Source organism: Bradyrhizobium yuanmingense, assembly GCF_029167105.1.
Lineage (GTDB): Bacteria > Pseudomonadota > Alphaproteobacteria > Rhizobiales > Xanthobacteraceae > Bradyrhizobium > Bradyrhizobium yuanmingense_A.
The window spans coordinates 330524-353700 of record NZ_JARFML010000001.1; the positions used below are offsets into that span (position 1 = coordinate 330524).

The 23177-nt window shown below is 65.5% G+C and carries 25 protein-coding genes; 13 read left to right on the top strand and 12 right to left on the bottom strand.

Features of this window, described 5'->3' with window-relative positions; translation table 11 throughout:
- Window positions 1–188: 188 nt before the first annotated feature.
- The 5 genes from P0R31_RS01645 to P0R31_RS01665 all read left to right on the top strand — a co-directional run bounded on the left by P0R31_RS01645 (window position 189) and on the right by P0R31_RS01665 (window position 4434).
- Window positions 189–1490, top strand: coding sequence for an MFS transporter (locus tag P0R31_RS01645; RefSeq protein WP_275512568.1), 1302 nt, complete (start codon window positions 189–191; stop codon window positions 1488–1490).
- 219 nt (window positions 1491–1709) lie between these two features.
- Window positions 1710–2171, top strand: a complete 462-nt coding sequence (locus tag P0R31_RS01650) for an Hsp20 family protein (protein ID WP_028181167.1) — start codon at window positions 1710–1712, stop codon at window positions 2169–2171.
- A gap of 77 nt (window positions 2172–2248) precedes the next feature.
- On the top strand, window positions 2249–2740 hold the full coding sequence (locus tag P0R31_RS01655) for an Hsp20/alpha crystallin family protein (protein WP_275512569.1): 492 nt from the start codon (window positions 2249–2251) through the stop codon (window positions 2738–2740).
- A gap of 87 nt (window positions 2741–2827) precedes the next feature.
- A complete protein-coding gene (locus P0R31_RS01660; protein ID WP_275512570.1) occupies window positions 2828–3163 on the top strand; it encodes a hypothetical protein in 336 nt (111 codons plus the stop codon).
- A 161-nt stretch (window positions 3164–3324) separates the two neighbouring features.
- A complete protein-coding gene (locus P0R31_RS01665; RefSeq protein WP_430516783.1) occupies window positions 3325–4434 on the top strand; it encodes a trypsin-like peptidase domain-containing protein in 1110 nt (369 codons plus the stop codon).
- A 288-nt stretch (window positions 4435–4722) separates the two neighbouring features.
- Here P0R31_RS01665 and P0R31_RS01670 read toward each other — a convergent pair whose 3' ends face one another.
- Together P0R31_RS01670 and P0R31_RS01675 are read right to left on the bottom strand one after the other, a co-directional pair.
- Window positions 4723–4899, bottom strand: coding sequence for a hypothetical protein (locus P0R31_RS01670; RefSeq protein WP_193760435.1), 177 nt, complete (start codon window positions 4897–4899; stop codon window positions 4723–4725).
- The gene (locus tag P0R31_RS01675) at window positions 4899–5114 is read right to left on the bottom strand and encodes a hypothetical protein (RefSeq protein WP_275512571.1); all 216 of its coding nucleotides are present in this window, start codon (window positions 5112–5114) and stop codon (window positions 4899–4901) included. The genes P0R31_RS01670 and P0R31_RS01675 overlap by 1 nt, the downstream gene beginning before the upstream one ends.
- 264 nt (window positions 5115–5378) lie before the next feature.
- Between P0R31_RS01675 and P0R31_RS01680 the strand changes: the two genes are divergently transcribed.
- Entirely contained in the window at window positions 5379–5795 is a 417-nt protein-coding gene (locus P0R31_RS01680) for a hypothetical protein (RefSeq protein ID WP_275512572.1), read from the top strand.
- A 29-nt stretch (window positions 5796–5824) separates the two neighbouring features.
- On the opposite strand, the gene P0R31_RS01685 is transcribed toward P0R31_RS01680, so the two are convergent.
- Together P0R31_RS01685 and P0R31_RS01690 are read right to left on the bottom strand one after the other, a co-directional pair.
- Window positions 5825–6676, bottom strand: a complete 852-nt coding sequence (locus P0R31_RS01685) for an HpcH/HpaI aldolase/citrate lyase family protein (protein WP_275512573.1) — start codon at window positions 6674–6676, stop codon at window positions 5825–5827.
- Complete coding sequence (locus P0R31_RS01690; RefSeq protein ID WP_343299295.1) at window positions 6676–7179, bottom strand: MaoC family dehydratase; 504 nt, start codon at window positions 7177–7179, stop codon at window positions 6676–6678. The genes P0R31_RS01685 and P0R31_RS01690 overlap by 1 nt, the downstream gene beginning before the upstream one ends.
- 97 nt (window positions 7180–7276) lie before the next feature.
- Here P0R31_RS01690 and P0R31_RS01695 point away from each other — a divergent pair, with 97 nt between their 5' ends.
- Entirely contained in the window at window positions 7277–8443 is a 1167-nt protein-coding gene (locus P0R31_RS01695; protein WP_036007218.1) for an acyl-CoA dehydrogenase family protein, read from the top strand.
- A 6-nt stretch (window positions 8444–8449) separates the two neighbouring features.
- Here P0R31_RS01695 and P0R31_RS01700 read toward each other — a convergent pair whose 3' ends face one another.
- From P0R31_RS01700 to P0R31_RS01730, 7 genes are all read right to left on the bottom strand, one after another.
- The gene (locus P0R31_RS01700; RefSeq protein WP_275512755.1) at window positions 8450–10024 is read right to left on the bottom strand and encodes an AMP-binding protein; all 1575 of its coding nucleotides are present in this window, start codon (window positions 10022–10024) and stop codon (window positions 8450–8452) included.
- Between the two features lie 33 nt (window positions 10025–10057).
- A complete protein-coding gene (gene upp / locus P0R31_RS01705; RefSeq protein ID WP_275512574.1) occupies window positions 10058–10693 on the bottom strand; it encodes a uracil phosphoribosyltransferase in 636 nt (211 codons plus the stop codon).
- Window positions 10694–10839: 146 nt separating this feature from the next.
- A complete protein-coding gene (locus P0R31_RS01710) occupies window positions 10840–11025 on the bottom strand; it encodes a hypothetical protein (RefSeq protein ID WP_275512575.1) in 186 nt (61 codons plus the stop codon).
- Window positions 11026–11238: 213 nt separating this feature from the next.
- Window positions 11239–12156 carry a 4-hydroxy-tetrahydrodipicolinate synthase gene (gene dapA / locus P0R31_RS01715; RefSeq protein ID WP_275512576.1) on the bottom strand — a complete coding sequence of 306 codons (918 nt, stop codon included), beginning with the start codon at window positions 12154–12156 and terminating at the stop codon, window positions 11239–11241.
- Window positions 12157–12172: 16 nt separating this feature from the next.
- On the bottom strand, window positions 12173–12427 hold the full coding sequence (locus P0R31_RS01720; RefSeq protein WP_275512577.1) for a hypothetical protein: 255 nt from the start codon (window positions 12425–12427) through the stop codon (window positions 12173–12175).
- Between the two features lie 132 nt (window positions 12428–12559).
- Window positions 12560–12838, bottom strand: a complete 279-nt coding sequence (locus P0R31_RS01725) for a hypothetical protein (RefSeq protein ID WP_275512578.1) — start codon at window positions 12836–12838, stop codon at window positions 12560–12562.
- Window positions 12839–12859: 21 nt separating this feature from the next.
- Window positions 12860–13324, bottom strand: coding sequence for a hypothetical protein (locus P0R31_RS01730; protein ID WP_275512579.1), 465 nt, complete (start codon window positions 13322–13324; stop codon window positions 12860–12862).
- Window positions 13325–13931: 607 nt separating this feature from the next.
- On the opposite strand from P0R31_RS01730, the gene P0R31_RS01735 reads away from it, so the two are divergent.
- The 6 genes from P0R31_RS01735 to P0R31_RS01760 all read left to right on the top strand — a co-directional run bounded on the left by P0R31_RS01735 (window position 13932) and on the right by P0R31_RS01760 (window position 22140).
- Window positions 13932–14021, top strand: a complete 90-nt coding sequence (locus tag P0R31_RS01735) for a K(+)-transporting ATPase subunit F (protein WP_018641117.1) — start codon at window positions 13932–13934, stop codon at window positions 14019–14021.
- A 113-nt stretch (window positions 14022–14134) separates the two neighbouring features.
- Entirely contained in the window at window positions 14135–15838 is a 1704-nt protein-coding gene (kdpA, locus tag P0R31_RS01740; protein WP_275512580.1) for a potassium-transporting ATPase subunit KdpA, read from the top strand.
- Window positions 15839–15861: 23 nt separating this feature from the next.
- The gene (gene kdpB / locus P0R31_RS01745) at window positions 15862–17976 is read left to right on the top strand and encodes a potassium-transporting ATPase subunit KdpB (RefSeq protein ID WP_275512581.1); all 2115 of its coding nucleotides are present in this window, start codon (window positions 15862–15864) and stop codon (window positions 17974–17976) included.
- 108 nt (window positions 17977–18084) lie between these two features.
- Window positions 18085–18690: a K(+)-transporting ATPase subunit C gene (locus P0R31_RS01750; protein WP_275512582.1), complete on the top strand. Its 606-nt coding sequence runs from the start codon at window positions 18085–18087 to the stop codon at window positions 18688–18690.
- A 40-nt stretch (window positions 18691–18730) separates the two neighbouring features.
- Window positions 18731–21454 (top strand): sensor histidine kinase KdpD, encoded by a 2724-nt coding sequence (locus P0R31_RS01755; RefSeq protein ID WP_275512583.1) that lies wholly within the window; start codon window positions 18731–18733, stop codon window positions 21452–21454.
- Entirely contained in the window at window positions 21451–22140 is a 690-nt protein-coding gene (locus P0R31_RS01760) for a response regulator (RefSeq protein WP_036042316.1), read from the top strand. Before P0R31_RS01755 ends, P0R31_RS01760 begins: the two co-directional genes overlap by 4 nt.
- Window positions 22141–22263: 123 nt before the next feature.
- Here P0R31_RS01760 and P0R31_RS01765 read toward each other — a convergent pair whose 3' ends face one another.
- Entirely contained in the window at window positions 22264–23148 is an 885-nt protein-coding gene (locus P0R31_RS01765; RefSeq protein WP_275512584.1) for a Ku protein, read from the bottom strand.
- Window positions 23149–23177 lie beyond the last annotated feature (29 nt).

The following is a 23177-nucleotide window of genomic DNA, read 5'->3' on the forward strand; positions in this document are numbered from 1 at the left end:
AGCAATCCAGGGTCTTTCCGCGGAGGCGGTCTGGATTGCTTCGTCGCAAGGGCTCCTCGCAATGACGGGTGTTGCGCACCTGCGCACAAAATCCCGCGCCCGTTATCCTGTGAGAGACAACACCTCCACAGATTGCAACCACCACAACGTTTGGCCATGATGCCGTCCGGAATCCTTTGGGGCAGGGCATGACGGCAGCAACGGGGGTCTCCGCTTCCGCGGAGAGATCGACGACGGCGCATGTGGTGTGGGCGAGTGCGCTTGGTACCGCGATCGAGTGGTACGATTTCTTGATCTACGGCACGGCGGCGGCGCTGGTCTTCAACAAGCTGTTCTTCCCGAGCTTCGATCCCTTCGTCGGCACGCTCGCGGCGTTCTCGACCTATGCGGTCGGCTTCGTCGCGCGGCCGATCGGCGGCGCCATCATCGGGCATTACGGCGACCGGCTCGGCCGTAAGACCATGCTGGTTGCGACCATGATCGCGATGGGGCTCGGCACCTTCCTGATCGGTTGCCTGCCGACCTACGATCAGATCGGCGTCTGGGCCCCGATCCTGCTCGTGATCCTTCGTTTCGTTCAAGGCATCGGGCTCGGGGGCGAGTGGAGCGGTGCGGTCGTGATGGTGATCGAGCACGCCGGCAATCGCCGCGGCTTCTACGGCAGCCTGGTGCAGGTCGGCTTTCCCGTCGGCGTCGCCGCCTCCACCGGCATCTTCGCCCTGATGACGAAGCTGCCGGAGGCGGACTTCCTCAGCTGGGGCTGGCGGGTGCCGTTCCTGATCAGCATTCTGCTGGTCGGCGTCGGCTTCATCGTGCGGCTCAAGCTCGCGGAGACGCCTCACTTCAAGGAGATCGTCGAGCGCAAGGAGGTGCTGGCGCAGCCGGCCCTCGAAGTGCTGCGCCGCGACTGGCGCAGCTTTCTGCTCGCGATCGGCATCACGGTGTCCGAGGTCGGGCTCGCTTATCTCCTCACCGTGTTCACGGTGGTTTACGCGACGACCAAGCTCGGCCTGCCCCGGCAGGTGATCCTGGATGCCGTGGTCTATGCCGCGATCGTCGAGTTCGCGACGCTGCCGCTTGCAGGCTGGCTGTCCGACATCTTCGGACGCAAGGCGCTGTATCTGGCCGGCGGCGTGTTCTCGGTGGCGTTGGCGTTTCCGCTGTTCTGGTTCCTCGACACCAGGGAGCCGGCGCTGATCACGCTTGCGCTCGTCGTCACGATGACGCTCACCCATGCGCTGTTGTTCGGGCCCAAGGCCGCGTTCATGCCGGAGCTGTTCCGCACCCAGGTGCGCTACAGCGGTGCCTCGCTCGGCGCCAACGTCGCGGCGGCCTTGAGCGGCGGCTTCTCGCCGCTGATCGCGGCTGCGCTGCTGGCCTGGGCCGGATCGTACTGGGCGGTTTCGGTCTACATCGTCGCGCTGTCGGTCATCACGATCGTCGCGACGCTGCTGGCGCCGGAGACGGCCCGGGACGCGCTGAAATCCTGAGGGTCAGCGCGGCGGGCGGGGGTGTCCGGCGGGCTCGAAAAATTTTTTGGGCCGGCCCCTTGAAACCGTTTTCCGGTGTTCTAAGTCGTTTTTCGCCGCGAGAGCGGTGTGTCGGATGCCAACCGGGTCCGGCACGGGCGCCGGGTTGGTCTTTCGGACCCGTCTGAAATCCCGCCTTGCGCTCCTTCGTATCCATCTTGCTCTTTGGAGGACTTGGTTATGAGGACCAGTTTTGACTTCGCGCCCCTGTGGCGTTCCACCATCGGCTTCGACCACCTGGCCGACCTCGTCGACAGCACGCTGCGCCAGGCGACCGAGGACAATTATCCCCCCTACAACATCGAGCGCTCCGGCGAAGACCACTACCGGATCAGCCTTGCGGTGGCAGGCTTCGGCGCCAGCGACATCACCGTGACGGCCGAACAGAACGCGCTCACCATCGAGGGCAGGAAGCCCGAGACCGCCGCGCGGGAATATTTGTACCAGGGCATTGCCGCGCGTCCGTTCCGGCGCGTGTTCAACCTCGCCGACTATGTCCAGGTGAAGCAGGCCTCGTTCCAGGACGGGCTCCTGATCATCGACCTCGTCCGCGAGGTTCCGGAAGCCATGAAGCCGCGCCGCATTCCCATCGCGGGCGGCGCTCCTGCGGCATCGCAGATCGAGCAGAAGAAAGCAGCCTGAGCGCTCGATCGGACAGGTAGCGGAACGCGGCGCGCGCGTGCGCGGGCCGCGCTTTCCGATGCATGAAGGAGGGTACCATGGCTTTTCGTGATCTCATTCCCTGGTCGAAAAACCAGGAGCTCGCGCAGGCGCGGGACAATTTCGATCCGTTCCTGACGCTTCACCGCGAGATGAACCGTCTGTTCGACGATGTCTTCCGCGGCTTCGGGGCGACCAGCCTGTCGCCGCTGATGGAAGGCCGTTTCGGCTGGCCGAAGGTCGAGCTCAGCGAGACCGACAAGACGCTGACCGTCTCGGCCGAGCTTCCCGGCCTGACGGAGAAGGACGTCCAGGTCGAGATCGCCAATGGCGTTCTCACCGTCCGCGGCGAGAAGAAGGCGGAGCGCAGCGGCGAAGGCAGGTTCTTCACCGAGCGCTATTACGGCGCCTTCGAACGGCAGATTCCGCTGGAGGGTGTCGAGGAGGACAAGGCCGAGGCGTCGTTCAGGAACGGCGTCCTGACCGTGTCGCTGCCGAAATCGGAGAAGGCACGCGAAGGCGTCAAGCGCATCGCGATCAATACGCATTAACATCAAGCGGGACGGCGACGCTGTGGTGCCGCCGTCTCATCGTCAGCAAGCCGTCCCCCTGGAAAGGAGCATGTGGGAGACCCACCGATGACCAACGTGAATACCAGTTCCGGCACTCTCAATCCGCTGTTTCATCCCGCCGCCCACTACGACTCGCCTGCCGACGTCCTGAATGCCGAGGAGCTCTCGTCGCCCGAGAAGCGCGTCATCCTGTCGTCCTGGGCATCGGACATGTACGCGGTCGAATCCTATCCCGCCTTGCGCGAGATTCCCGGCATGAGCCACACGGTCCGGCTCGCCGACATCCTGGCCGCCTTGCGCAAGCTCGACGGCGACAACGACAATGACGACCCGCCCCGGGGCGGCGGCGTGCCGATGCGGCTGCGGCGGCCATGGGCCGCCGCAGAAAGGCAGGCGGCATGATGTTCACGCCGGCAGTACTCTCCCTCGTGCTGCTCGGCCAGGCCGCGGCAGCCTGGACCGTCCCGCTTCTGGCCCTGCAGGGCTGGATCGTCGCGTCAGGCGACGAAGGCTGAAGCACCAAGGTTCCGACTATCCTCACAACACAACGCGGCAGGGTGACGATGATGAATGCTGTGCGTCTGCTGTTCCTGGCCTTGCTGATGCTGGCACTCACAGCGTCACAGCCTGCCGCCGGCCAGATTCCGGATCTGAAGGCCGGCGGCCCGGTGCCGACCCTGGCCCCGCTGGTACGCCAGGTGACGCCCGCGGTGGTCAACATCTCCGTGCACGGCCGCGTGCGCGAGGACAATCCGCTCTATCGCGATCCGCTGTTTCGCGAATTCTTCGATGTTCCCCGGCAGATCGAGAAGGAGGTCAATGCGACCGGCTCCGGGGTGATCGTCGACGCCCAGCGCGGCTATGTGCTGACCAACAATCACGTGGTCGAGGGCACATCAGCCGTTCAGATCACGACCAAGGACGGCCGGCAGTTTTCCGCCAAGGTCATCGGTCGTGATCCGCCAACGGACGTCGCGGTGCTCCAGGTCCAGAACCCGGTCGGGCTCAAGGCGCTTGCCTTCGGCGATAGCGACGGGCTCGATGTCGGCGACTTCGTCCTCGCGATCGGCAATCCCTTCGGCCTCGGCCAGACCGTGACCTCGGGGCTCGTCAGTGCGCTCGGCCGCACCGGCCTCGGCAAGCAGGGCTATGAGGATTTCATTCAGACCGACGCGGCGATCAATCCCGGCAATTCCGGCGGCGCGCTGGTCAGCCTGCGCGGCGAGCTCGTCGGCATCAACTCGGCGATCATCTCGCCCGCGGGCGGCAATGTCGGCATCGGCTTTGCCATTCCGGTCAACATGGCGCGCAAGGTGATGGAGCAGATCATCGTGAGCGGCCGCGTCGAGCGCGGTCGCATCGGCATCTCGCTGAAGGACCTGCATCCGTCGGTCAACAAGGGATTGAATCAGGGCGCCGTCATTGCCGAGATCGCCGCGGATTCGCCCGCAGAGAAGGCCGGCCTGCGCAAGGGCGATGTCGTGACCGGCGCCGATGACCGCCCGATCCGCACGGCCGCCCAGCTCCGCAACACGATCGGCCTGGCGCGGATCGGCGAGGACGTGAAGCTCACGCTGCTGCGCAACGGTGCGCCGTTCACCGCCACCGTGAGAGTGGCGCCCGCAGCCGGGCCGAGCAGCGCGCTCGCAGGCCCCAATCGCCTCGTCCGCTGAAACGAATGCGCAGGACGAACCGCGGAAGCGGTTCGTCCTGTGATGGCAAGGCTATCGTATTTGACTTGTAGCGCGGGCCGGTGCGCACGCCTCGTCCTTCCAGACGGCGCTGACGCGCCTCCTCAGGATGAGGCTAACCAGTGTCAGTGCCTCTTGAAACTGCAGCCACACACTCCGTCCTCATCCTGAGGGCCCGCCTCAAGCGGGCGTCTCGAAGGATGGCCGCGGGAGAGCTCTCAAATGCGATAACCCTATCTGCGATAGAAGCACGGCTTGTGATCACCCAGCTCAGGCGGCGCGGTGATCCCATTCGCCTTGCAGGTCCCGGATCAGCCGCCGCTCGCGTTCGATGCGCTGGCGATAGAGCTCGCGCTCATGCTCGTTCTTGGCGCTGGCGAGAAGCAGCTCGTAATGGCCGATGACCTTCTCGCTGCCGCGGATCAGCAGGTCGCGTTGGCTGTTCATTAGGCCATCCCCAACGCGTTCGCCGGCGCTTCGGCGGCGCGGAAGCCGACGGGAAAGGTAGTGGCGGTCAGGCCATCGAGCGCCGATCGCTCTTCCGCAAGTCGTCTCTCGATGAATTGGCGCTCGAGCTGCGACAGCCTGGTCTTCAGCAGGCGCCGGTAGCGGTGGATGTTGTTGCGGTGCGCACGAATGCGGGCCAGATTCTCATCGAGCATCGTCGTCTCTCCAGACGGTCGCGTTAGATCCTTTGGTTTGCGAGGATGAGAAGATCTCTTCTCGGCGAAAAAATATTCAGCGGATGAGCGGTGTCAAGATGTTGGCGCGCCTGTCCTCGTTGCCGGCTCCTGGAGATCGATGATCGGCCAATCGAACCGTCCGGACGCCCGGGTTCCGCGCGCGATTGCCTTTTGTTGGCCGGCAAGCGAACCTCGTGTGGCCATATTTGAGCAGGAGTGATCTGTCGCGAGGGAGGCGCTCCGATGAACAAGGCACTGATCACTGCTGTCGCAATGCTGGCCTGCGTGCCCGCGGGCGCGCTCGCGCAGGAGCGCGCGGGCGATGCGGCGCTCGGCGCGGTCTCGGGTGCGGTCGTGCTTGGGCCGGTGGGTGCGGTCGCCGGCGCCTTGATCGGCTACACGGCCGGACCTTCGATCGCCCGGTCCTGGGGCCTGAGAGGCTCGCAGTCGGCCAGGCACCGGCAGCCGCCGCCACGTCGCGCCGCCGCGACCGGCAGCCCGTCGCGCACGCGCGAGGCGATGGCCGCCAACGGCCAGATGAGAGCTGCCGGCAATCCGGCTCCGCAAGTCCAGGCCCCGCAGGTCCAGGCTCCGCCGGTTCAAGCCGCGCCTGCCGCGCCGGCGCATTCCCCGGCACCGCCCGTTCAGGGGTTCGACTGAGGCCGGCAGCCGGCGGCTTGCGTCCCGCTCTAGGACTGGCCGAGAATCTTCATCGCCGCGCGAAGGTGCGGCTTGTCGATCATCTGACCGTCGAGCCGCAGCGTGCCGGAATTGGGATTGCTCGCGAACGCCGCGATCACCTTCTCCGCCCAGGCGCGCTCGGCCTCCGTCGGCGCGAAGGCCGCGTTGACGATGTCGACATGCTTGGGGTGGATCAGGGCCTTGGCCGAAAAACCGTCGCGCCGCGCGGCGCGGGTTTCGGCTTCGAGGCCGGCAAGGTTGTCGATGTCGGTGTAAACAGTGTCGATCGGTGCGACCTCGGCCGCGGCGGCCGCCATCAGGCAGAGATCGCGCGCGAGGCGGTAGGGGCTGTGGAACACGCCGCCGCTCGCCTTCTCGGTGGCGCCGAGCGAGGCGGAGAGATCTTCCGCGCCCCACATCAGGCCGGCGAGGCGAGGGGAGCAGCCCTTGTAGCTGCCGAGCCCGAAGATCGAGCCGGCGGTCTCCGTCGCGACGCAGACGATGCGGGTCGCGCCGATCGCGATGCCGGAGGCGGCTTCCAAAGCTTCGAGCCAGGTCGCGACCTGACGCACGTCGTCGCCGCCTTGCGATTTCGGTAGCACGATGCCGTCAGGCCTGCCCGGCATGATCGCGGCGAGATCGGCCAGCGTCATGCCGGTGTCGAGCGCGTTGACGCGGACGTAGAGCTGATGCGGGCCGGGGCGGCCCTTCAGCATCGAGAGCGTCAGCTCACGCGCCTCCGCCTTCTTCTCGGTGACGACGGAATCCTCGAGATCGATGATCAGCGCGTCGGCCTTGCCTTCGCTCGCCTTCTCGAATTTACGCGGGGAATCCCCCGGCACGAACAGCATCGAACGCATCAGACCGGCCTCTTGTGCATCATCGCCATGCGGCGGCATTTGCCGACGATCTCGTCGTTCTGGTTGAGGGCATGGTGCTCGAACTCGACGATGCCGGCCTTGGGCCGCGATCTGGATTCCCGCACCGAGAGCACCTTTGTCGTGGCCCGCAACGTGTCGCCATGGAAGACCGGCTTCGGAAAGGTGACGTCGGTCATGCCGAGATTGGCGACGGTGGTGCCCAAGGTCGTATCATAGACCGTCATGCCGATCATGATGCCGAGCGTGTAAAGGCTGTTGAAAATGCGCTGGCCGAACTCGGTCTTTTCGGCGAAATGCGCGTCGATGTGCAGCGGCTGCGGGTTGAGCGTCAGCAGGCTGAACATGGTGTTGTCCATCTCCGTGACGGTCCGGGTCAGCGGATGCCTGAACTCCTGGCCCACGGAAAAGTCCTCGAAATATAGTCCGGCCATCGCGGTTTCCTCCTCACGAAATAACGGCGCGCGCGTCACGTCGCGCCGCATGACGCCATGCATGGTAGACACACTTCGCGGGCAAATTCACGTATCTGCCTGCAGTTTTTCGAGCTAAAGAACGCAAAGGCGAAGGGAGATCAAGACCATGGATTTCGCGCTCACCGATCAGCAGGAAGCCATTCGCGACGCCATCGCCAAGATCTGCGAAGGCTTTCCCGACGCCTATTGGCTGAAGAAGGACCACGACGGCGGCTTCCCGCACGACTTCCACAAGGCCTTGGCGGATGCCGGCTGGCTCGGCATCTGCGTGCCGGAAGAGTATGGCGGCTCCGGCCTCGGCATCACGGAAGCCGCGATCATGATGCGCACCATCGCCGAGTCGGGTGCCGGCATGTCCGGTGCCTCGGCGGTGCACATCAACGTGTTCGGGCTCAACCCCGTCGTCGTGTTCGGCACCGAGGAGCAGCGCAGGCGCATGCTGCCGCCGATGGTCGAGGGCCGCGAGAAGGCGTGCTTCGCCGTCACCGAGCCGAACACCGGCCTCAACACCACCCAGCTCAAGACCCGCGCGGTCGCCAAGAACGACCGCTACATCGTCAACGGCCAGAAGGTGTGGATCTCGACCGCGCAGGTCGCGCACAAGATTCTGCTGCTGGCGCGCACCACGCCCCTGGAAGAGGTGCGCTCGCCCACCCACGGGCTCAGCCTGTTCTACACCGATTTCGACCGCAACAGGATCAAGGTCCACGAGATCGAAAAGATGGGCCGCAAGATCGTCGATTCCAACGAGCTGTTCTTCGAGGACTTCGAGATCCCGATGGAGGACCGCATCGGCGAGGAGGGCAAAGGCTTCGAGTACATCCTCGAAGGCATGAACCCCGAGCGCATCCTGATTGCGGCGGAAGCCGTCGGCCTCGGCAAGCTCGCGCTGTCGCGCGCGACCGAATACGCCAAGACGCGAATCGTGTTCAACCGCCCGATCGGCAAGAACCAGGGCATTCAGCATCCGCTTGCGGTGAACTGGGTCGAGCTCGAGGCGGCCTGGCTGATGGTGATGTCGGCGGCGTGGCAATACGACAAGGGCATGCCCTGCGGCGCTGCGGCCAATGCGGCGAAATATCTGGCGGGCGAAGCGGGCTTCTCGGCCTGCGAGCAGGCGGTGATGACCCATGGCGGCTTCGGCTACGCCAAGGAATTCCACGTCGAGCGCTATTTGCGCGAGGTGCTGATCCCGCGCATCGCGCCGGTCAGCCCGCAGCTCGCGCTCAGCTTCATCGCGGAAAAGGTGCTGGGGCTCGCGAAGTCGTACTGAACGGGCCTATTCGGCGGCGATCCGCTCCATCGCCATGGCGCGAAGCCTGGCGCGCTGGATCTTCACGCCATTGGCACTGTCGGTGACGGGAAAGGCATCCACGACATAGATCCGCGCCGGCACCTTGTAACCGGCGAGCCGCTCGCGCAGACGCGCGATCAGCGTCTCCTGTACTGGCGGCTCCGTTGTCGGGATCACGAAGGCGACGCAGCGCCCCTGGCCCTTGAGATCGATGGCGACGACCTGGGCATCGGCGACACCGGTGCAGGATTTGAGCTCGTCCTCGATCTCACCGGGCGCGACCAGGAAGCCGCCGAGGCGCATCGCATCGCCGGCGCGGGTCTCGTAGACGAAGGACCCGTCGCCGCGCAGCCGGCCGATGTCGCCGGTGCGGAAGAAGCCATCGGCAGTGATCGCCTCGCGCGTCGCCTCCGGGTTGTTGAAATAGCCGAGGAAGCGCGAGGGCGCGCTGATCTCGATCTCGCCGGAGACGCCGCTGGCCGCAAGTTCTCCGGTCTCGACATCGCGCACGCGGACTTTCGCCTCCGTCGACATCGGCCAGCCGCCGCCCTCGATCCGATCGGCGAAGGCATCACTGAGGCGGCCGATCGAGAACAGCGCCTGCACCTCGCTCGAACCGTAGAGGCCGAACAGCTTCATGCCGCGCGCTTCGGCTTCCACAGCCAGCTCGCGCCAGCCGGGCTGGAACGCGGCGAAGCCGCAGACTTCGAGATGCGGAAACGGGCGTGGCGTATCGGTGAGGGCGAGGATGCGCCGGAACATCTCGTCCGAACCGAAGGAATGCGTGATCCGTTGCGTGCTGAGGATCTGCAGCGCCGGCGCTGCCTCGAAGGCATCGAGCACATGAATGGTCGCACCGGCTGCGAGGAAACCGAGCAGGCTCGTCATGCCGAAGGTGCCGCAGAACGGCAGCATCGCCAGCAGCGAATGACGGTGGTGATCGAGCTGGAGCGCGTGGGCGACGGAGCAGGCGTGCGTCGCCAGCGTCGCTTGCGAATGCGCGACCAGTTTCGGCCCCTTGGTGGTGCCCGACGTCGTGTAGAGCAGCACGGGCAGGTCGCCATCATCCTGGGGCGGCGGAGCCGGCGGGTAGGTGGTCTCGAACGCATCGAACCGCACGCAGGACCAGCGTGCGGGGAACACATCCGCGCCCACCACCGCAAGCCGTTGCAGCGCGGGCACCTCGGCCTCCGCGATATCGGCGAGGATGGCGGCAAAGTCGATCGCGCGGAATGCCGGCTCGATCACCATGAGCTTCGCGCCTGATAGCTTGAGCAGGTGCGCGACCTCCGCGCTGCGATAGCGCGTATTGACGGCGGCGGCGGCGGCACCGAGCCGTGCGGCGGCGAACAGCAGTGCCAGCCATTCGACCCGGTTGACCAGCCAGACCGCGACGACGTCGCCCTTGCCGATGCCTTGCGCGGCTAGCCAGGCGGCGGTCTGCTCGATCTTCGCGGAGAATTCCGCGCGAGACACGGCCTTGCCGTCGAATACCAGGGCAGGGTCGGCGGCGGTCTTGATCCGGAGCAGCGATTGCAGCGAAAAATCGTTGGCACTCATGGCCATCGGACTAACCCGGTCGCGCAAGCCTGTCTACTTGGTGCCGAACATCCGGTCGCCGGCGTCGCCCAGGCCCGGCACGATATAGCCGTGGTCGTTGAGCCGCTCGTCGATCGCGGCGGTCCAGATCGGCACGTCGGGATGCTCGCTTTGGAACTTGGCGATGCCCTCGGGCGCGGCCAACAGGCAGACGAAGCGGATGTCGCGGGCGCCGCGCGCCTTGAGCAGGGAGGCGCCGGCGCAGGCCGAGTTGCCGGTCGCCAGCATCGGATCCATCAGGATCACGGTGCGGTCGGACAGGTCCTGCGGCGCCTTGAAGTAATATTCCACGGCCTGCAGCGTCTCGGGGTCGCGGTAGAGCCCGATATGGGCGATGCGCGCCGAAGGCATCAGCGCCAGCATGCCGTCGAGGAAGCCGACGCCGGCGCGCAGAATCGGCGCCAGCGTGAGCTTCTTGCCGGCGATCTTCGGCGCCTGCATCGCCGCGATCGGCGTCTCGATCTCCACCAGCTCCAGCGGCAGGTCGCGCGTCACCTCGTAGCCGAGCAGCATCCCGATCTCGTTCAGGATCTCGCGAAAGCTCTTGGTCGAGCGGTCCTTCTCCCGCATCAGGGAGAGCTTGTGCTGGACCAAGGGGTGGGCGACGACGTTGACTTTGCCAGTGCTCATGAAACCGCTCTACACGGTTCCGTGAAACTGCGCCAGATCGGCCAGGTAGTTTTAGGCAACGCCTTTTCCGCGGGATAGCCGGCCTCAACCGGGCATCGGCCTCGCTGCGGGGGCTCTGATCCAGGCCTGCGTCGGTGACACGCCGGTCAGGCGGGAAGATGCCAGATATGGATTGCGGTTCTCAGCGCGGTCAGCGCGGTGAGCACGCTGCCCATCGAGAGCAGCGCCAGCCCTTGCAGCGTGACGCGCTTGAGCTGGGCCTTGCGCGCATCGGAGATGCGCACCGGGCGTTCAGCCAGAGGCCGGTCAAGGTCATGTGTCAGGATCGACATCGCGGAAGTCCTCGTCAACGGTGCGGCGAGAGGGCCGCACCAACCTGCTGCTTATGATGTCCATCATTGCGTAGGATTGCGAGATGAGCGCCGGCGCGCCCGCATAGGAATGTCATAGGGATGCCGATCCTCGCGCCCGCGTCTGCCAGACGTGGACGTGCCTTCGAGATGCGTCACGGAAATCGAGAGAAGGGGAATGGAACGTCCCGCCAATCACGCTCCGACGTTGTCGATCAATTCCTCGTCCGCAATCGCAGCGAATGCGCGCACCACGCCTCTCTGCGCGGCTGCGTCCAGCGGCACGATCGGAAGCCTGGTCGTGGCCGACATCACTCCGAGGACGCTGAGGGCGTATTTAAGCGCGGCCGGACTTTCGCTGGACAGGCAGGCGATGAGCGGGATCAGGCGCTTGTGCAGATAGCGGGCGGATTGCAGTCGGCCCTGCCTGACATGCGAGAAGATCGTCCGGCAGAGATCCGGGGCGATGTTGGCGACCTCCGAGATCGCCCCGTCGCCGCCGTCCGCGATGAAGCCGAATGCGGTGGTGTCGTCGCCGGAGAGACAACGAAAACTTGCCGGCAAGTTGCGGGCCAGCCGCATCGGACGGGTGATGTCGCCGCTCCCATCGCGCAGGCCGACGAACTGGCGGGACTCGACCAGACGCAGAAGCGTCTCGTCGGCGAGCGGGTGCAGCGTGCGGGAGGGATTATCGTGCAGGATCACGGGCAGTCCGATCGCGCCGGCGATGGTGCGGAAATGCGCGAGCATGCCCTCCTGCATCGGCTTGTTGTAGGCGGGCACGACCGACATGACGGCATCGGCGCCGGCCGCCTCCGCGCGCCGCGCCAGCTCGATGGCGTGGCTGGTCGCGTTGGATACCGCGCCTGCGATGACCCGCACGCGGCCGCGGGCAACGTCGACCGCTGTGCGAATGACGAGCTCCTGCTCGGCCGGCGAGAGCGTCGGCGCTTCCCCGGCCGTCTCGCAGACCACGATGGCCGGCACGCCGGCCGCGACCTGTCGTTCGCACAGTGCGGCGAACGCCCTGAGATCGACCGCATCTGCGGCGTCGAACGGGGTCGGCAGGTCCGGAATGAATCCGGTGAACCAGGCGGCGGGAGGGATGAGCATGGTTTTCCTTGTGCGCTCAGGCGGCGCGGTGCACGACGATGGTGCTGGGGCGCTTGCCCATGTCGAGCTCGATCTCGCGCGACGGTTCGACGATGGTTTCCGGGTGCTGTCCGTTCTCGAACAGCGCATATTTGATCGCCTGGGCGCGGCTGACGAACAGGCCGCCATAGAGGCCGTTCTGCTCCTGAGCGACCCATTGTCCGCGGCGATTGCGGCCGACGAAGACGATGGTCGAGGGCGAGCTGCACGAGGGGGGTTCGACGAGTTTCACTGACATATTCCTTCCGATTGACGGTGGCGGCGGGCGCGAGCCCGCAACCGTTCGATCAATATCCGTTCAAGCGAATATGATTTCGAGTGAGGCATTGCGGTGATCTCATAGGAAGCTCATAAAGCTTCCCGTTCAGCTCTGCTCGTTCACGAGGTGAACCAGCGCGAACAGCGCGCCGAATGCCACGCATTCGTCCCAATGATTGAGGACGGCGCCAAACAGCTGTTCGCGTCGCAGAACCGCGACGGCGGCGCAGAGGATGATCGACATCCAGAGCAGGATGGCGAGGCTGCGGCCGAAGCCGATGCTGCCGAACGCTGCAAAGGCTCCGAGGATGACGACGCGCACGGCAAAGCGCACGATCACCCGCGCTGGGCTCAGGGCCCCCGATGTGTTCGAAGATTGCGGCAAGGTGCGAACGGTCCGGCTGGCCTAGCTGAAGTTCTCGCAAGCAACCGGCTCGTAGAGCAAATCCGGGGCGGGACGCAGAGTGGGAACGCCCGGCCGCGACGCTTCTGCGGCCATCGCCTGGACCTCGACGAAAGCCGACATCAGGGCGATCGCGAGGTCGTCATGGCGTCCTTCGACCGCGGCGTCAAGCCAGTCCGGCAGTTCGCGCTCGCGCGAGAGCGCGCAGTGCCACTCGCCCTCGTCATAGGCGAGGCGGCGCACCTGCCACTGCGGCAGCTCGAGCTCCATCAGCGCCAATGCCGCATCGATCCAGGCTTCCGCATCGACCAGGCGCATGATGCGCGCCGTGCGCTCGCTCGGGCCGAGGGACGGGAAGCGCCGGCAGCCATGCATGATGTCGAGCATCAGTGGCCGCGTCATTGCATGGGCGTGACGAAGCCGCGCGCCGAGCGATGGTGGATCCTTGCGACGGAGAGTGGCGGTCATATCAGGCCTCCTGGAGTTGGCGTCGGTCAGTCGGCCGGCCTCTCCAAGATGGCTGGAAGGGTGTTTGAAAACGAGATGGGGATCGGGCGAGAGATATAGGCATTTCATAAATGCCCGGATTCTTCTGGATAGGACCGACGGATGCGACAGCCGCCTCCGCCGAAGGTGGGGGCTTATACAGGCAGGGCGTTTTGAAAAGACCTGGGCCGTCGCCTGCCGTATCAACGGGCAGCAAAGCCGTTGGTGAACTGCGTCGCTGCACCGCCTGCAAGGAGCGTGCTCCCGGAATGCGTTGTCGGTGTCACATGGCGGATGGCACGACGTGCCGGCTTTTATGAGATTCCTATAACGTCGCCATAGGCTCCACCTCGAAAACCTATGTGCGCAATGGCACTTCAGCGCGGTGAAGTTCCCGGCCGAGAGACATGTGTTGCGTTCGCTTGCAGCACCGGCCCGCCGGGAATCCAGAGACAGGCAATACCGGATATCGTCTCGTATTGAGGAGTATCGCCATGATGGACATCCTGATGCTGGCGCTGGGCTTCGTCTTTTTCGCCCTCGCGATCGGCTACACCTATGCCTGCGAACGGCTGTGAGGGAGCGGACCATGATCTTCGATTATGCGCTCGCCGGCGCCGTCTCGTTCGGCCTCCTGGTCTACCTCACCTACGCGCTGCTGCGGCCCGAGCGGTTCTGACGCCGTGCTGCTGCTCGTCGAATTGCTGCTGGCCGACGCTGCGCTCGTCGTGTGCCTGCTTGCGGTGCTCCTGCCGCTGCTGCGCCAGACACAAGGTCTGAAGGGTTAATGCCATGACTATGATCGGTTGGATCCAGATCATTCTTTTCTGCGTCATCATCGTCGCGCTCACAAAGCCGCTCGGCTGGTACATGACGCGCGTGTTCAACGGCGAGCGCACCTTCCTGTCGCCCGTCCTGCGCCCGATCGAAGCCGGCATCTACGGGATTTCCGGCGTCGACGAGAAGCGCGAGCAGCACTGGCTGACCTACACGGTCGCCATGCTGCTGTTCCATGTCGGTGGCTTCCTCATCATCTACGGCCTGATGCGCCTGCAGGCCGTGTTGCCGTTCAATCCGGCCGGGCAATCCGCGGTGCCCGCGGATCTGTCCTTCAACACCGCGATCTCCTTCATCACCAATACCAACTGGCAGAACTACGGCGGCGAGAGCACGCTGTCCTATCTCACCCAGATGGTCGGCCTCACGCACCAGAACTTCCTGTCGGCGGCGACCGGCATTGTGCTCGCCGTTGCCCTGATCCGCGGCTTTGCCCGCGCGTCCTTGCGCACAATCGGTAACTTCTGGGTCGATGTGACCCGCTGCACGCTCTACATCCTGCTGCCGATCTGCGTCGTGTTCACGTTGTTCCTGGTCTGGCAGGGCATCCCGCAGACGCTCGGCGCCTATGTCGAGGCGACCACGCTCGAAGGTGCCAAGCAGACCATCGCGGTCGGCCCGGTCGCCTCGCAGGTCGCGATCAAGATGCTAGGGACCAATGGCGGCGGCTTCTTCAACGCCAATGCCGCGCATCCCTTCGAGAATCCGACTGCGCTGTCGAATTTCGTGCAGATGCTGTCGATCTTCGTGCTCGGCGCGGCGCTCACCAACGTGTTCGGCCGCATGGTCGGCAACCAGCGCCAGGGCTGGGCGATCCTCGCCGTGATGGGCGTGCTGTTCGTCGCCGGTGTCGCCGTTTGCTATTGGGCTGAAGCCAGCGGCACCACGACCCTGCATGCGCTCGGCCTGACCGGCGGCAACATGGAGGGCAAGGAAGTCCGCTTCGGCATCGTCGCGTCCTCGCTGTTCGCCGTGATCACGACGGCCGCCTCCTGCGGCGCGGTCAACGCCATGCATGACAGCTTCACCGCGCTCGGCGGCATGATCCCGCTGATCAACATGCAACTCGGCGAGATCATCGTCGGCGGCGTCGGCGCCGGCCTATACGGCATGCTGCTGTTCGTCGTGCTCGCGATCTTCGTCGCAGGCCTGATGGTCGGCCGTACGCCGGAATATGTCGGCAAGAAGATCGAGGCGCGCGAGGTCAAGATGGCGATGCTCGCGATCCTGGTGCTGCCGCTGATGTATCTCGGCTGGACCGCGGTCGGCGTGGTCTATCCGGCGGCGGTCGCCTCCATGGCGAATGCCGGCCCGCACGGCTTCACCGAGGTGCTCTATGCCTTCACGTCGGCGACCGGCAACAACGGCTCTGCCTTCGCAGGCCTCACCGGCAACACCTTGTTCTACAACCTCACGCTCGCCAGCGCGATGTTCGTCGGCCGTTTCTTCATGATCGTTCCGGCGATGGCGATTGCGGGTTCGCTCGCGGCCAAGAAGTCGGTGCCGCCGTCGGCGGGGACCTTCCCGACCACCGGCGGGCTGTTCGTCGGCCTCGTCGTCGGCGTGATCCTGATCATCGGCGGGCTGACCTTCTTCCCGGCACTCGCGCTCGGTCCGATCGTCGAGCATCTCGCGATGAACGCCGGCCAAGTGTTCTGAATCTGGTTGTTGGAGTGACCTCCATGGATACGATGAAACTGCAAAAGCGCCCCCCGATGTCGGCGATGCTCGATCCCAGGATCGTGGTCCCCGCGATCCGGGCCTCTTTCACCAAGCTCGATCCGCGGCTGATGGTGAAGAACCCCGTGATGTTCGTGGTCGAGATCGTGGCCGCGCTCACGACCGTGATCTTCCTGCGCGATCTCGTCACCGGCGGGGAGAATCTCGGCTTCACCTTCCAGATCATCCTCTGGCTGTGGTTCACCGTGCTGTTCGCCAATCTCGCCGAAGCCGTGGCCGAGGGCCGCGGCAAGGCGCAGGCCGAGACGTTGCGCAAGACCCGCACCGAGAGCCAGGCCAAGCTCCTGAGCGGCGCGGGCCGGGACTACAAGCTCGTGTCAGGCACGAGCCTGAAGGTCGGCGATCTCGTGCTGGTCGAGGCGGGCAACACCATCCCCTCGGACGGCGAGGTGGTCGAGGGCGTCGCCTCCGTCAACGAGGCCGCCATCACCGGCGAGTCCGCGCCCGTGATCCGCGAATCCGGCGGCGATCGTTCGGCGGTGACGGGCGGCACGCAGGTGCTGTCGGACTGGATCCGGGTGCGCATCACCGCCGCGCAGGGATCGACCTTCATCGACCGCATGATCAAGCTGGTCGAGGGCGCCGAGCGGCAGAAGACGCCGAACGAGATCGCGCTCAACATCCTGCTCGCCGGCCTCACCATCATCTTCGTGTTCGCCACCGTGACGATCCCGAGCTACGCCGCCTATGCCGGCGGTTCGATCTCGGTGGTCGTGCTGGTGGCCCTGTTCGTGACGCTGATCCCGACCACGATCGGTGCGCTGTTGTCCGCGATCGGCATCGCCGGCATGGACCGCCTGGTGCGCTTCAACGTGCTGGCGATGTCGGGCCGCGCGGTCGAGGCCGCCGGCGACGTCGACACGCTGCTGCTCGACAAGACCGGCACCATCACCCTCGGCAACCGGCAGGCGACGGCCTTCCGTCCCGTGCGCGGCGTCACCGAGCAGGAGCTGGCGGATGCCGCCCAGCTGGCCTCGCTGGCGGACGAGACGCCGGAAGGCCGCTCCATCGTCGTGCTGGCCAAGGAGAAGTACGGCATCCGCGGCCGCGACATGGCGGAGCTCGGGGCCACCTTCATCCCGTTCACCGCGCAGACTCGCATGAGCGGTGTCGATGCTGGCGGCTCGTCGGTGCGCAAGGGCGCAGTCGACGCCATGCTGAACTATGTCGGTGGCGGCGCCCCGACCGCGGTTGCCTCCGGCAACACGGCGCGGGCGATGCAGCCTGCCGCGCTTTCCGAGCTCGGCCGCGAGATCCAGGCCATTGCCGATGACGTGTCGAAGTCCGGCGGCACGCCGCTGGCGGTCGCCAAGGATGGCAAGCTGCTCGGGATCGTCCAGCTCAAGGACATCGTCAAGGGCGGCATCCGCGAGCGATTCGCCGAGCTCCGCCGCATGGGCATCCGCACCATCATGATCACCGGCGACAACCCGATGACGGCGGCGGCCATCGCCGCCGAAGCCGGCGTCGACGACTTCCTGGCGCAGGCAACTCCCGAGGACAAGCTCAAGCTGATCCGCGACGAGCAGGCCAAGGGCAAGCTGGTTGCCATGTGCGGCGACGGCACCAACGACGCGCCGGCGCTCGCCCAGGCCGATGTCGGAGTCGCCATGAACACGGGTACGCAGGCCGCCCGCGAGGCCGGCAACATGGTCGACCTCGACTCCAACCCGACCAAGCTGATCGAGGTGGTGGAGATCGGCAAGCAGCTCCTGATGACGCGCGGTGCGCTGACGACGTTCTCGATCGCCAACGACGTCGCCAAGTATTTTGCGATCATCCCGGCGATGTTCCTGGCGTTCTACCCTCAGCTTAGCGTGCTCAACGTCATGAACCTGTCGAGCCCGCAAAGCGCCATCCTGTCGGCGATCATCTTCAACGCGCTCGTCATCATCGCGCTGATCCCGCTGGCGCTGAAGGGCGTCGCCTACCGCGCCGTCGGCGCCGGCGCGCTGCTCCGCCGCAACCTCCTGATCTACGGGCTCGGCGGCATCGTCATTCCCTTCATCGGCATCAAGGCGATCGACCTCGCGGTGACCGCCTTGCACTTGGCTTGATTCGTCATTGCGAGCGAAGCGAAGCAATCCGAAAAGCCTCCGCGGTTGACAGCTGGATTGCTTCGTCGCTTCGCTCCTCGCAATGACGGGAGAAATAGGAGAAAGCACATGCTCAAAGAAATCCGCCCCGCCATCGTCCTTTTGCTGGTGCTCACCGCCATCACCGGCTTGGCCTATCCGCTGGCGATGACGGCCATTGCCGGCGCGCTGTTTCCCGCTCAGGCGCAAGGCAGCCTGATCGAGAAGGACGGCAAGGTGATCGGCTCCGTCCTGATCGGGCAGGAGTTCAAGGACGACAAGTACTTCCACGGCCGCCCCTCCGCGACGCTGGCGCCGGACCCGAACGATTCGACCAAGACGGTGCCCGCGCCCTACAACGCCGCCAATTCGGGCGGCTCCAATCTCGGTCCGACCAGCAAGGCGCTGGCCGACCGGCTGAAGGAGGATGTGGCCAAGCTCAGGGCCGAGAATCCGAACGTCCCCGTGCCCGTCGACCTGGTGACGACCTCGGCCAGCGGCCTCGACCCGAACATCTCGCCGGAAGCGGCGCAATTCCAGGTGCCGCGCGTGGCCAAGGCGCGCAATCTGCCCGAGGATCAGGTCAAGCAGCTCGTGACCGCCAGCACCGAAGGCCGTCTGCTCGGTCTGCTCGGCGAACCCAGGGTTAACGTTCTGGCGCTGAATCTCGCGCTCGATCGCATGGCCGCGAAGTAGCCGTCTAGGCTCGCAGTGGACGGATGATTATACTGGCAAGATGGTCCGAGAGCGTCGCGATCCCGAACAACGTCCGTCACCGGAGGCCCTGCTGGAAGCGGCGCGCCGGGAGGAGGGTGCGAGCGGCAGGCTGAAGATCTTCGTCGGCGCCGCTCCCGGCGTCGGCAAGACCTACGAGATGCTGCAAAGCGCCCAGGCCAAGCGCAAGGCCGGCATCGATGTCGTGGTCGGCTTCGTCGAGACTCATGGCCGCGCCGAGACCGAGGCGCTGGTGCGCGGCCTCGAAGTGGTCCCGCGCAAGAGGCTGGACTACCGCGGCCAGATCGTCGAGGAGATGGACCTCGACGCGGTGATCGCTCGGCGGCCGCAGATCGCGCTGGTCGACGAGCTCGCCCACACCAATGCAGCCGGCAGCCGCCATCCCAAGCGCTATCTCGACGTCGAGGAGCTGCTCTCGCACGGTATCGACGTCTACACCGCCGTCAACATCCAGCACATCGAGAGCCTGAACGACGTCGTTGCCCAGATCACCCATGTCCGGGTGCGCGAGACCGTGCCGGATTCGGTGTTCGACCGCGCGGACGCCATCGAGCTCATCGATCTCACCCCCGACGACCTGATCCAGCGCCTGAAGGAGGGCAAGGTCTATGTGCCCAAGCAGGCCGAGCGGGCGCTGGAGCATTATTTCTCGCCGGGCAATCTCACGGCGCTGCGTGAGCTCGCACTGCGGCGCACCGCCGAACGGGTCGACGAGCAGTTGCTCAACCACATGCAGGCCAATGCGATTCCCGGGCCCTGGGCCGCTGGTGAGCGCATCCTGGTCTGCGTCAGCGAGGATCCGCGCGCGGCCGGCCTCGTGCGCTACACCAAGCGATTGGCCGACCGGTTGCATGCGCCGTTTACCGCGATCTCGATCGAGACGCGGCGATCGCTGCAATTGTCGGACGAGGAGCGGGATCGGCTGGCCGATACGCTGCGGCTGGCGGAATCGCTCGGCGGCGAGGCGCTGACCATTCCCGCCGTCGGCCGCCGCATCGCCGACGACGTCGTCAATTTCGCGCAGGGCAACAACGTCACCCAGATCGTGATCGGCAAGTCGACGCGCTCGCGCTGGTTCGAGATGATGCGCGGCTCGGTCGTGCACGACCTGGTGCGCCGTGCGGGCAATATCAGCGTTCACGTCATTCCCGGCAACGAGCTTTCCGGAGAGGCCGCGCCCAAGATGGAGGTGCAGACTGCCGTACGATCCGAGCCGTTCGATCCCTTGCCTTTTCTCAAGGCGCTTGGGATCGTGCTTGTGGGTCTTGGCGCTGCCAAGCTGATCCAGCCCTATTTCGGCATCGAGAACGTCGATCTCGTGCTGCTGACCTCGGTCGTTGCGGTTGCCGTGCGCTACGGCCTGTGGCCCTCGCTGCTGGCCACGGTGGCGGCTTCGCTCTGCTACAACTTCTTCTTCCTGCCGCCGCTCTACACCTTCACGATCACCGATCCGACCAACGTCGCCGCCTTCGCGCTGTTCCTGTTGGTGGCGATGATCGTCTCCAATGTCGCGGCGCGCGTGCGCATCCAGGCCGACACCGCGATCGGCCGGATCAGGATGACCGAGCAGCTCTATGCCTTCAGCCGCAAGCTCGCCGGCACGGCCACGCTCGACGACGTCTTGTGGGCGAGTGCCTACCAGACCGCATTGATGCTCAAGGTCCGGGTGGTGCTGCTATTGCCGGATGAAGGCCTGCTGACGGTGAAGTCAGGCTATCCGCCCGAGGACGAGCTCGACCAGGCCGACCTTGCCGCCGCCAACTGGGCCTGGAGCAACGATCGCCCCGCTGGCCGCGGCTCGGATACCTTGCCGGGCGCCAAGCGGCTGTTCCTGCCGATGCGCACCGGGCGGGGCCCGATCGGTGTAATCGGCATCGACAACGATCGCACCGGCCCGCTGCTGACGCCGGACCAGCGGCGGCTGCTCGATGCGCTGGTCGACCAGGGCGCGCTCGCGATCGAGCGTGTGCTTCTGGTCGAGGACATGGACCGCGTCAAGCGCACCGTCGAATCCGAGCGGCTGCGCTCGGCGCTGCTCACCTCGATCTCGCACGATCTGAAGACGCCGCTCGCCTCGGTGTTAGGTGCAGCCTCGACCATGCGCGATCTCGCCGGCGCGCTCTCGGACACCGAAAAGCGCGATTTGCTCGCCACCGTGATCGACGAATCCGAGCGGCTCAACCGCTTCATCGCCAATCTGCTCGACATGACCAAGCTCGAATCCGGCGCCATCGTGCCCAACACAGCGCTGCACGATCTCAGCGAGATCGTCGGCAGCGCGCTCCGGCGCGCCAGCAAGATCCTCAGCCGCCACAAGGTCGAGCTGGTGCTGGCCGCCGATCTGCCGATGCTCCAGCTCGACGCCGTGCTGTTCGAGCAGGTGCTGTTCAACCTGCTTGACAATGCCGCGAAATACGCACCCCCCGAAACCACGATCTCGATCCGCGGCCGGCGCGACAGCGCTCATGTCGTGCTTGAGGTCGCCGACGAGGGCGCCGGCATTCCGCCGGACGAGCTCGAGAGCGTGTTCGACAAGTTCTATCGCGTGCAGAAGGGCGATCACGTCCGTCCCGGCACCGGGCTCGGGCTTGCCATCTCGCGCGGCTTCGTCGAGGCGATGCACGGCACGATCTCCGCCGCCAATCGCAGCGAGCGGAGCGGCGCGGTCCTGACCATTCGCCTGCCCGTTCCGGCAGAGAGCCACGCATTGGATACCGCCGCATGAGCGCTGCTCCGATCAAGGTCCTGGTCATCGACGACGAGCCGCCGATCCGCAAATTGCTGCGGATGGGGTTGACGACCCAGGGCTACGAGATCCTGGAAGCGCCGAATGGCAAGACGGCGCTGGAGAAACTTGGCGAGGAGCCGGCGCTGATCATCCTGGATCTCGGCCTGCCCGACGTTCAAGGCCATGAGCTGCTCCGCACCATCCGCGCCCGCAACGACGGCGTGCCGATCGTGGTGCTGTCGAGCCGCGGCGACGAGGCCGGCAAGGTGCAGGCGCTGGATCTCGGTGCCGACGATTATCTGACGAAGCCGTTCGGCATGGAGGAGCTGCTGGCGCGCTTGCGCGCCGCGCTGCGTCACCAGCTTCAGGTCAAGGGCGAGCGTCCGGTGTTCCGCACCGGCGATCTCTCGGTCGATCTCGTTCGCCGCATCGTCAAGGTCGGGGATCGCGAGGTGAAGCTCTCGCCGAAGGAATATGACCTGTTGCGGGTGCTGGTGCAGCACGCCGGCAAGGTGCTCACCCACCGCTTCCTGCTGAAAGAGCTGTGGGACGAACTGACCGACGCGCAATACTTACGCGTCTATGTCCGCCAGCTTCGCCAGAAGATCGAAGCCGATCCGGAACGGCCGCAATACGTGCTGACGGAGACCGGGATCGGGTATCGGCTGAAGGCGGGGGATTGATTTCCGCTGTCATTCCGGGACGCGCCCCTTGGCGTGGGCCCGGAATCCATTTCTCCGCGCATCGCGCTCGGCACGATGGATTCCGGGCTCGATGCTTCGCATCGCCCCGGAATGACGGGGTTGCTACCCCGCCTTCCTGTGCCTTGCCGTCGAACGGTGCGCCTTCTTCGCGGTTCGCTGCCGTCCGGTCGCGCGCCGCGCATGGGACTTCGCCGCCGCCTTCTTGCCGCCACGTCCTTTCAGGCTCTGCTTCAGCGCGTCCATCAGGCTGACGACATTGCTCGGCCGCTCCTCGGGCTCGGGCAGCTCGATCTTCTTGCCGCTGGCCTTGCGCTTCACCAGGGCCTTCAGCGCGTCCTCGTACTCGTCCTTGAACTTGCTGGGATCGAAATGCGCCGTCTTGGTCTTGAGGATGTGGCCGGCGAGCTCGACCATGTCCTTGGTGATCTTCGGGCTCTTGATATCGTCGAAGAACTGGTCCTCCTCGCGCAGCTCGTAAGGGAAGCGCAGCGTGGTGCCGAGCAGGCCCTTGCCGCGCGGCTCGATCGCCATGACGTGCTCGCGATTGATCAGAACGATCTTGGCGAGCGCGACGCGCTCCTGGTCCTTCATCGCGTCGCGGATCACCGCGAACGCATCGACCGCCGCCTTGCCGTCGGGCGCGATGTAATAGGGATGGTTGAGATAGCGCTGGTCGATCTCCTCGCGCGGCACGAAGCTCTCGATGTCGATGGTGTGATTGCTCTCGATCTGGACTGCCTCGAGCTCCTCCGGCTCGATCTCGACATACTTGCCCTTGCGCAGCTCGTAGCCGCGGCCCTTCTGGTCGCTCTCGACGACGTCACCGGTCTCGGAATCGATCATCTGCTGCTTGAGCCGGTTCCCGGTCTCGCGGTTGATCAGGTGAAACCGCGTCTTCTCGGCCGCGGTGGTCGCCGGATAAAGCACGACCGGGCAACTGACCAGCGACAGCTTCAACGTTCCCTTCCAATAGGCGCGCGGGGCCATTCCATTCTCCAGCGTTTTCAAGGCGTTTT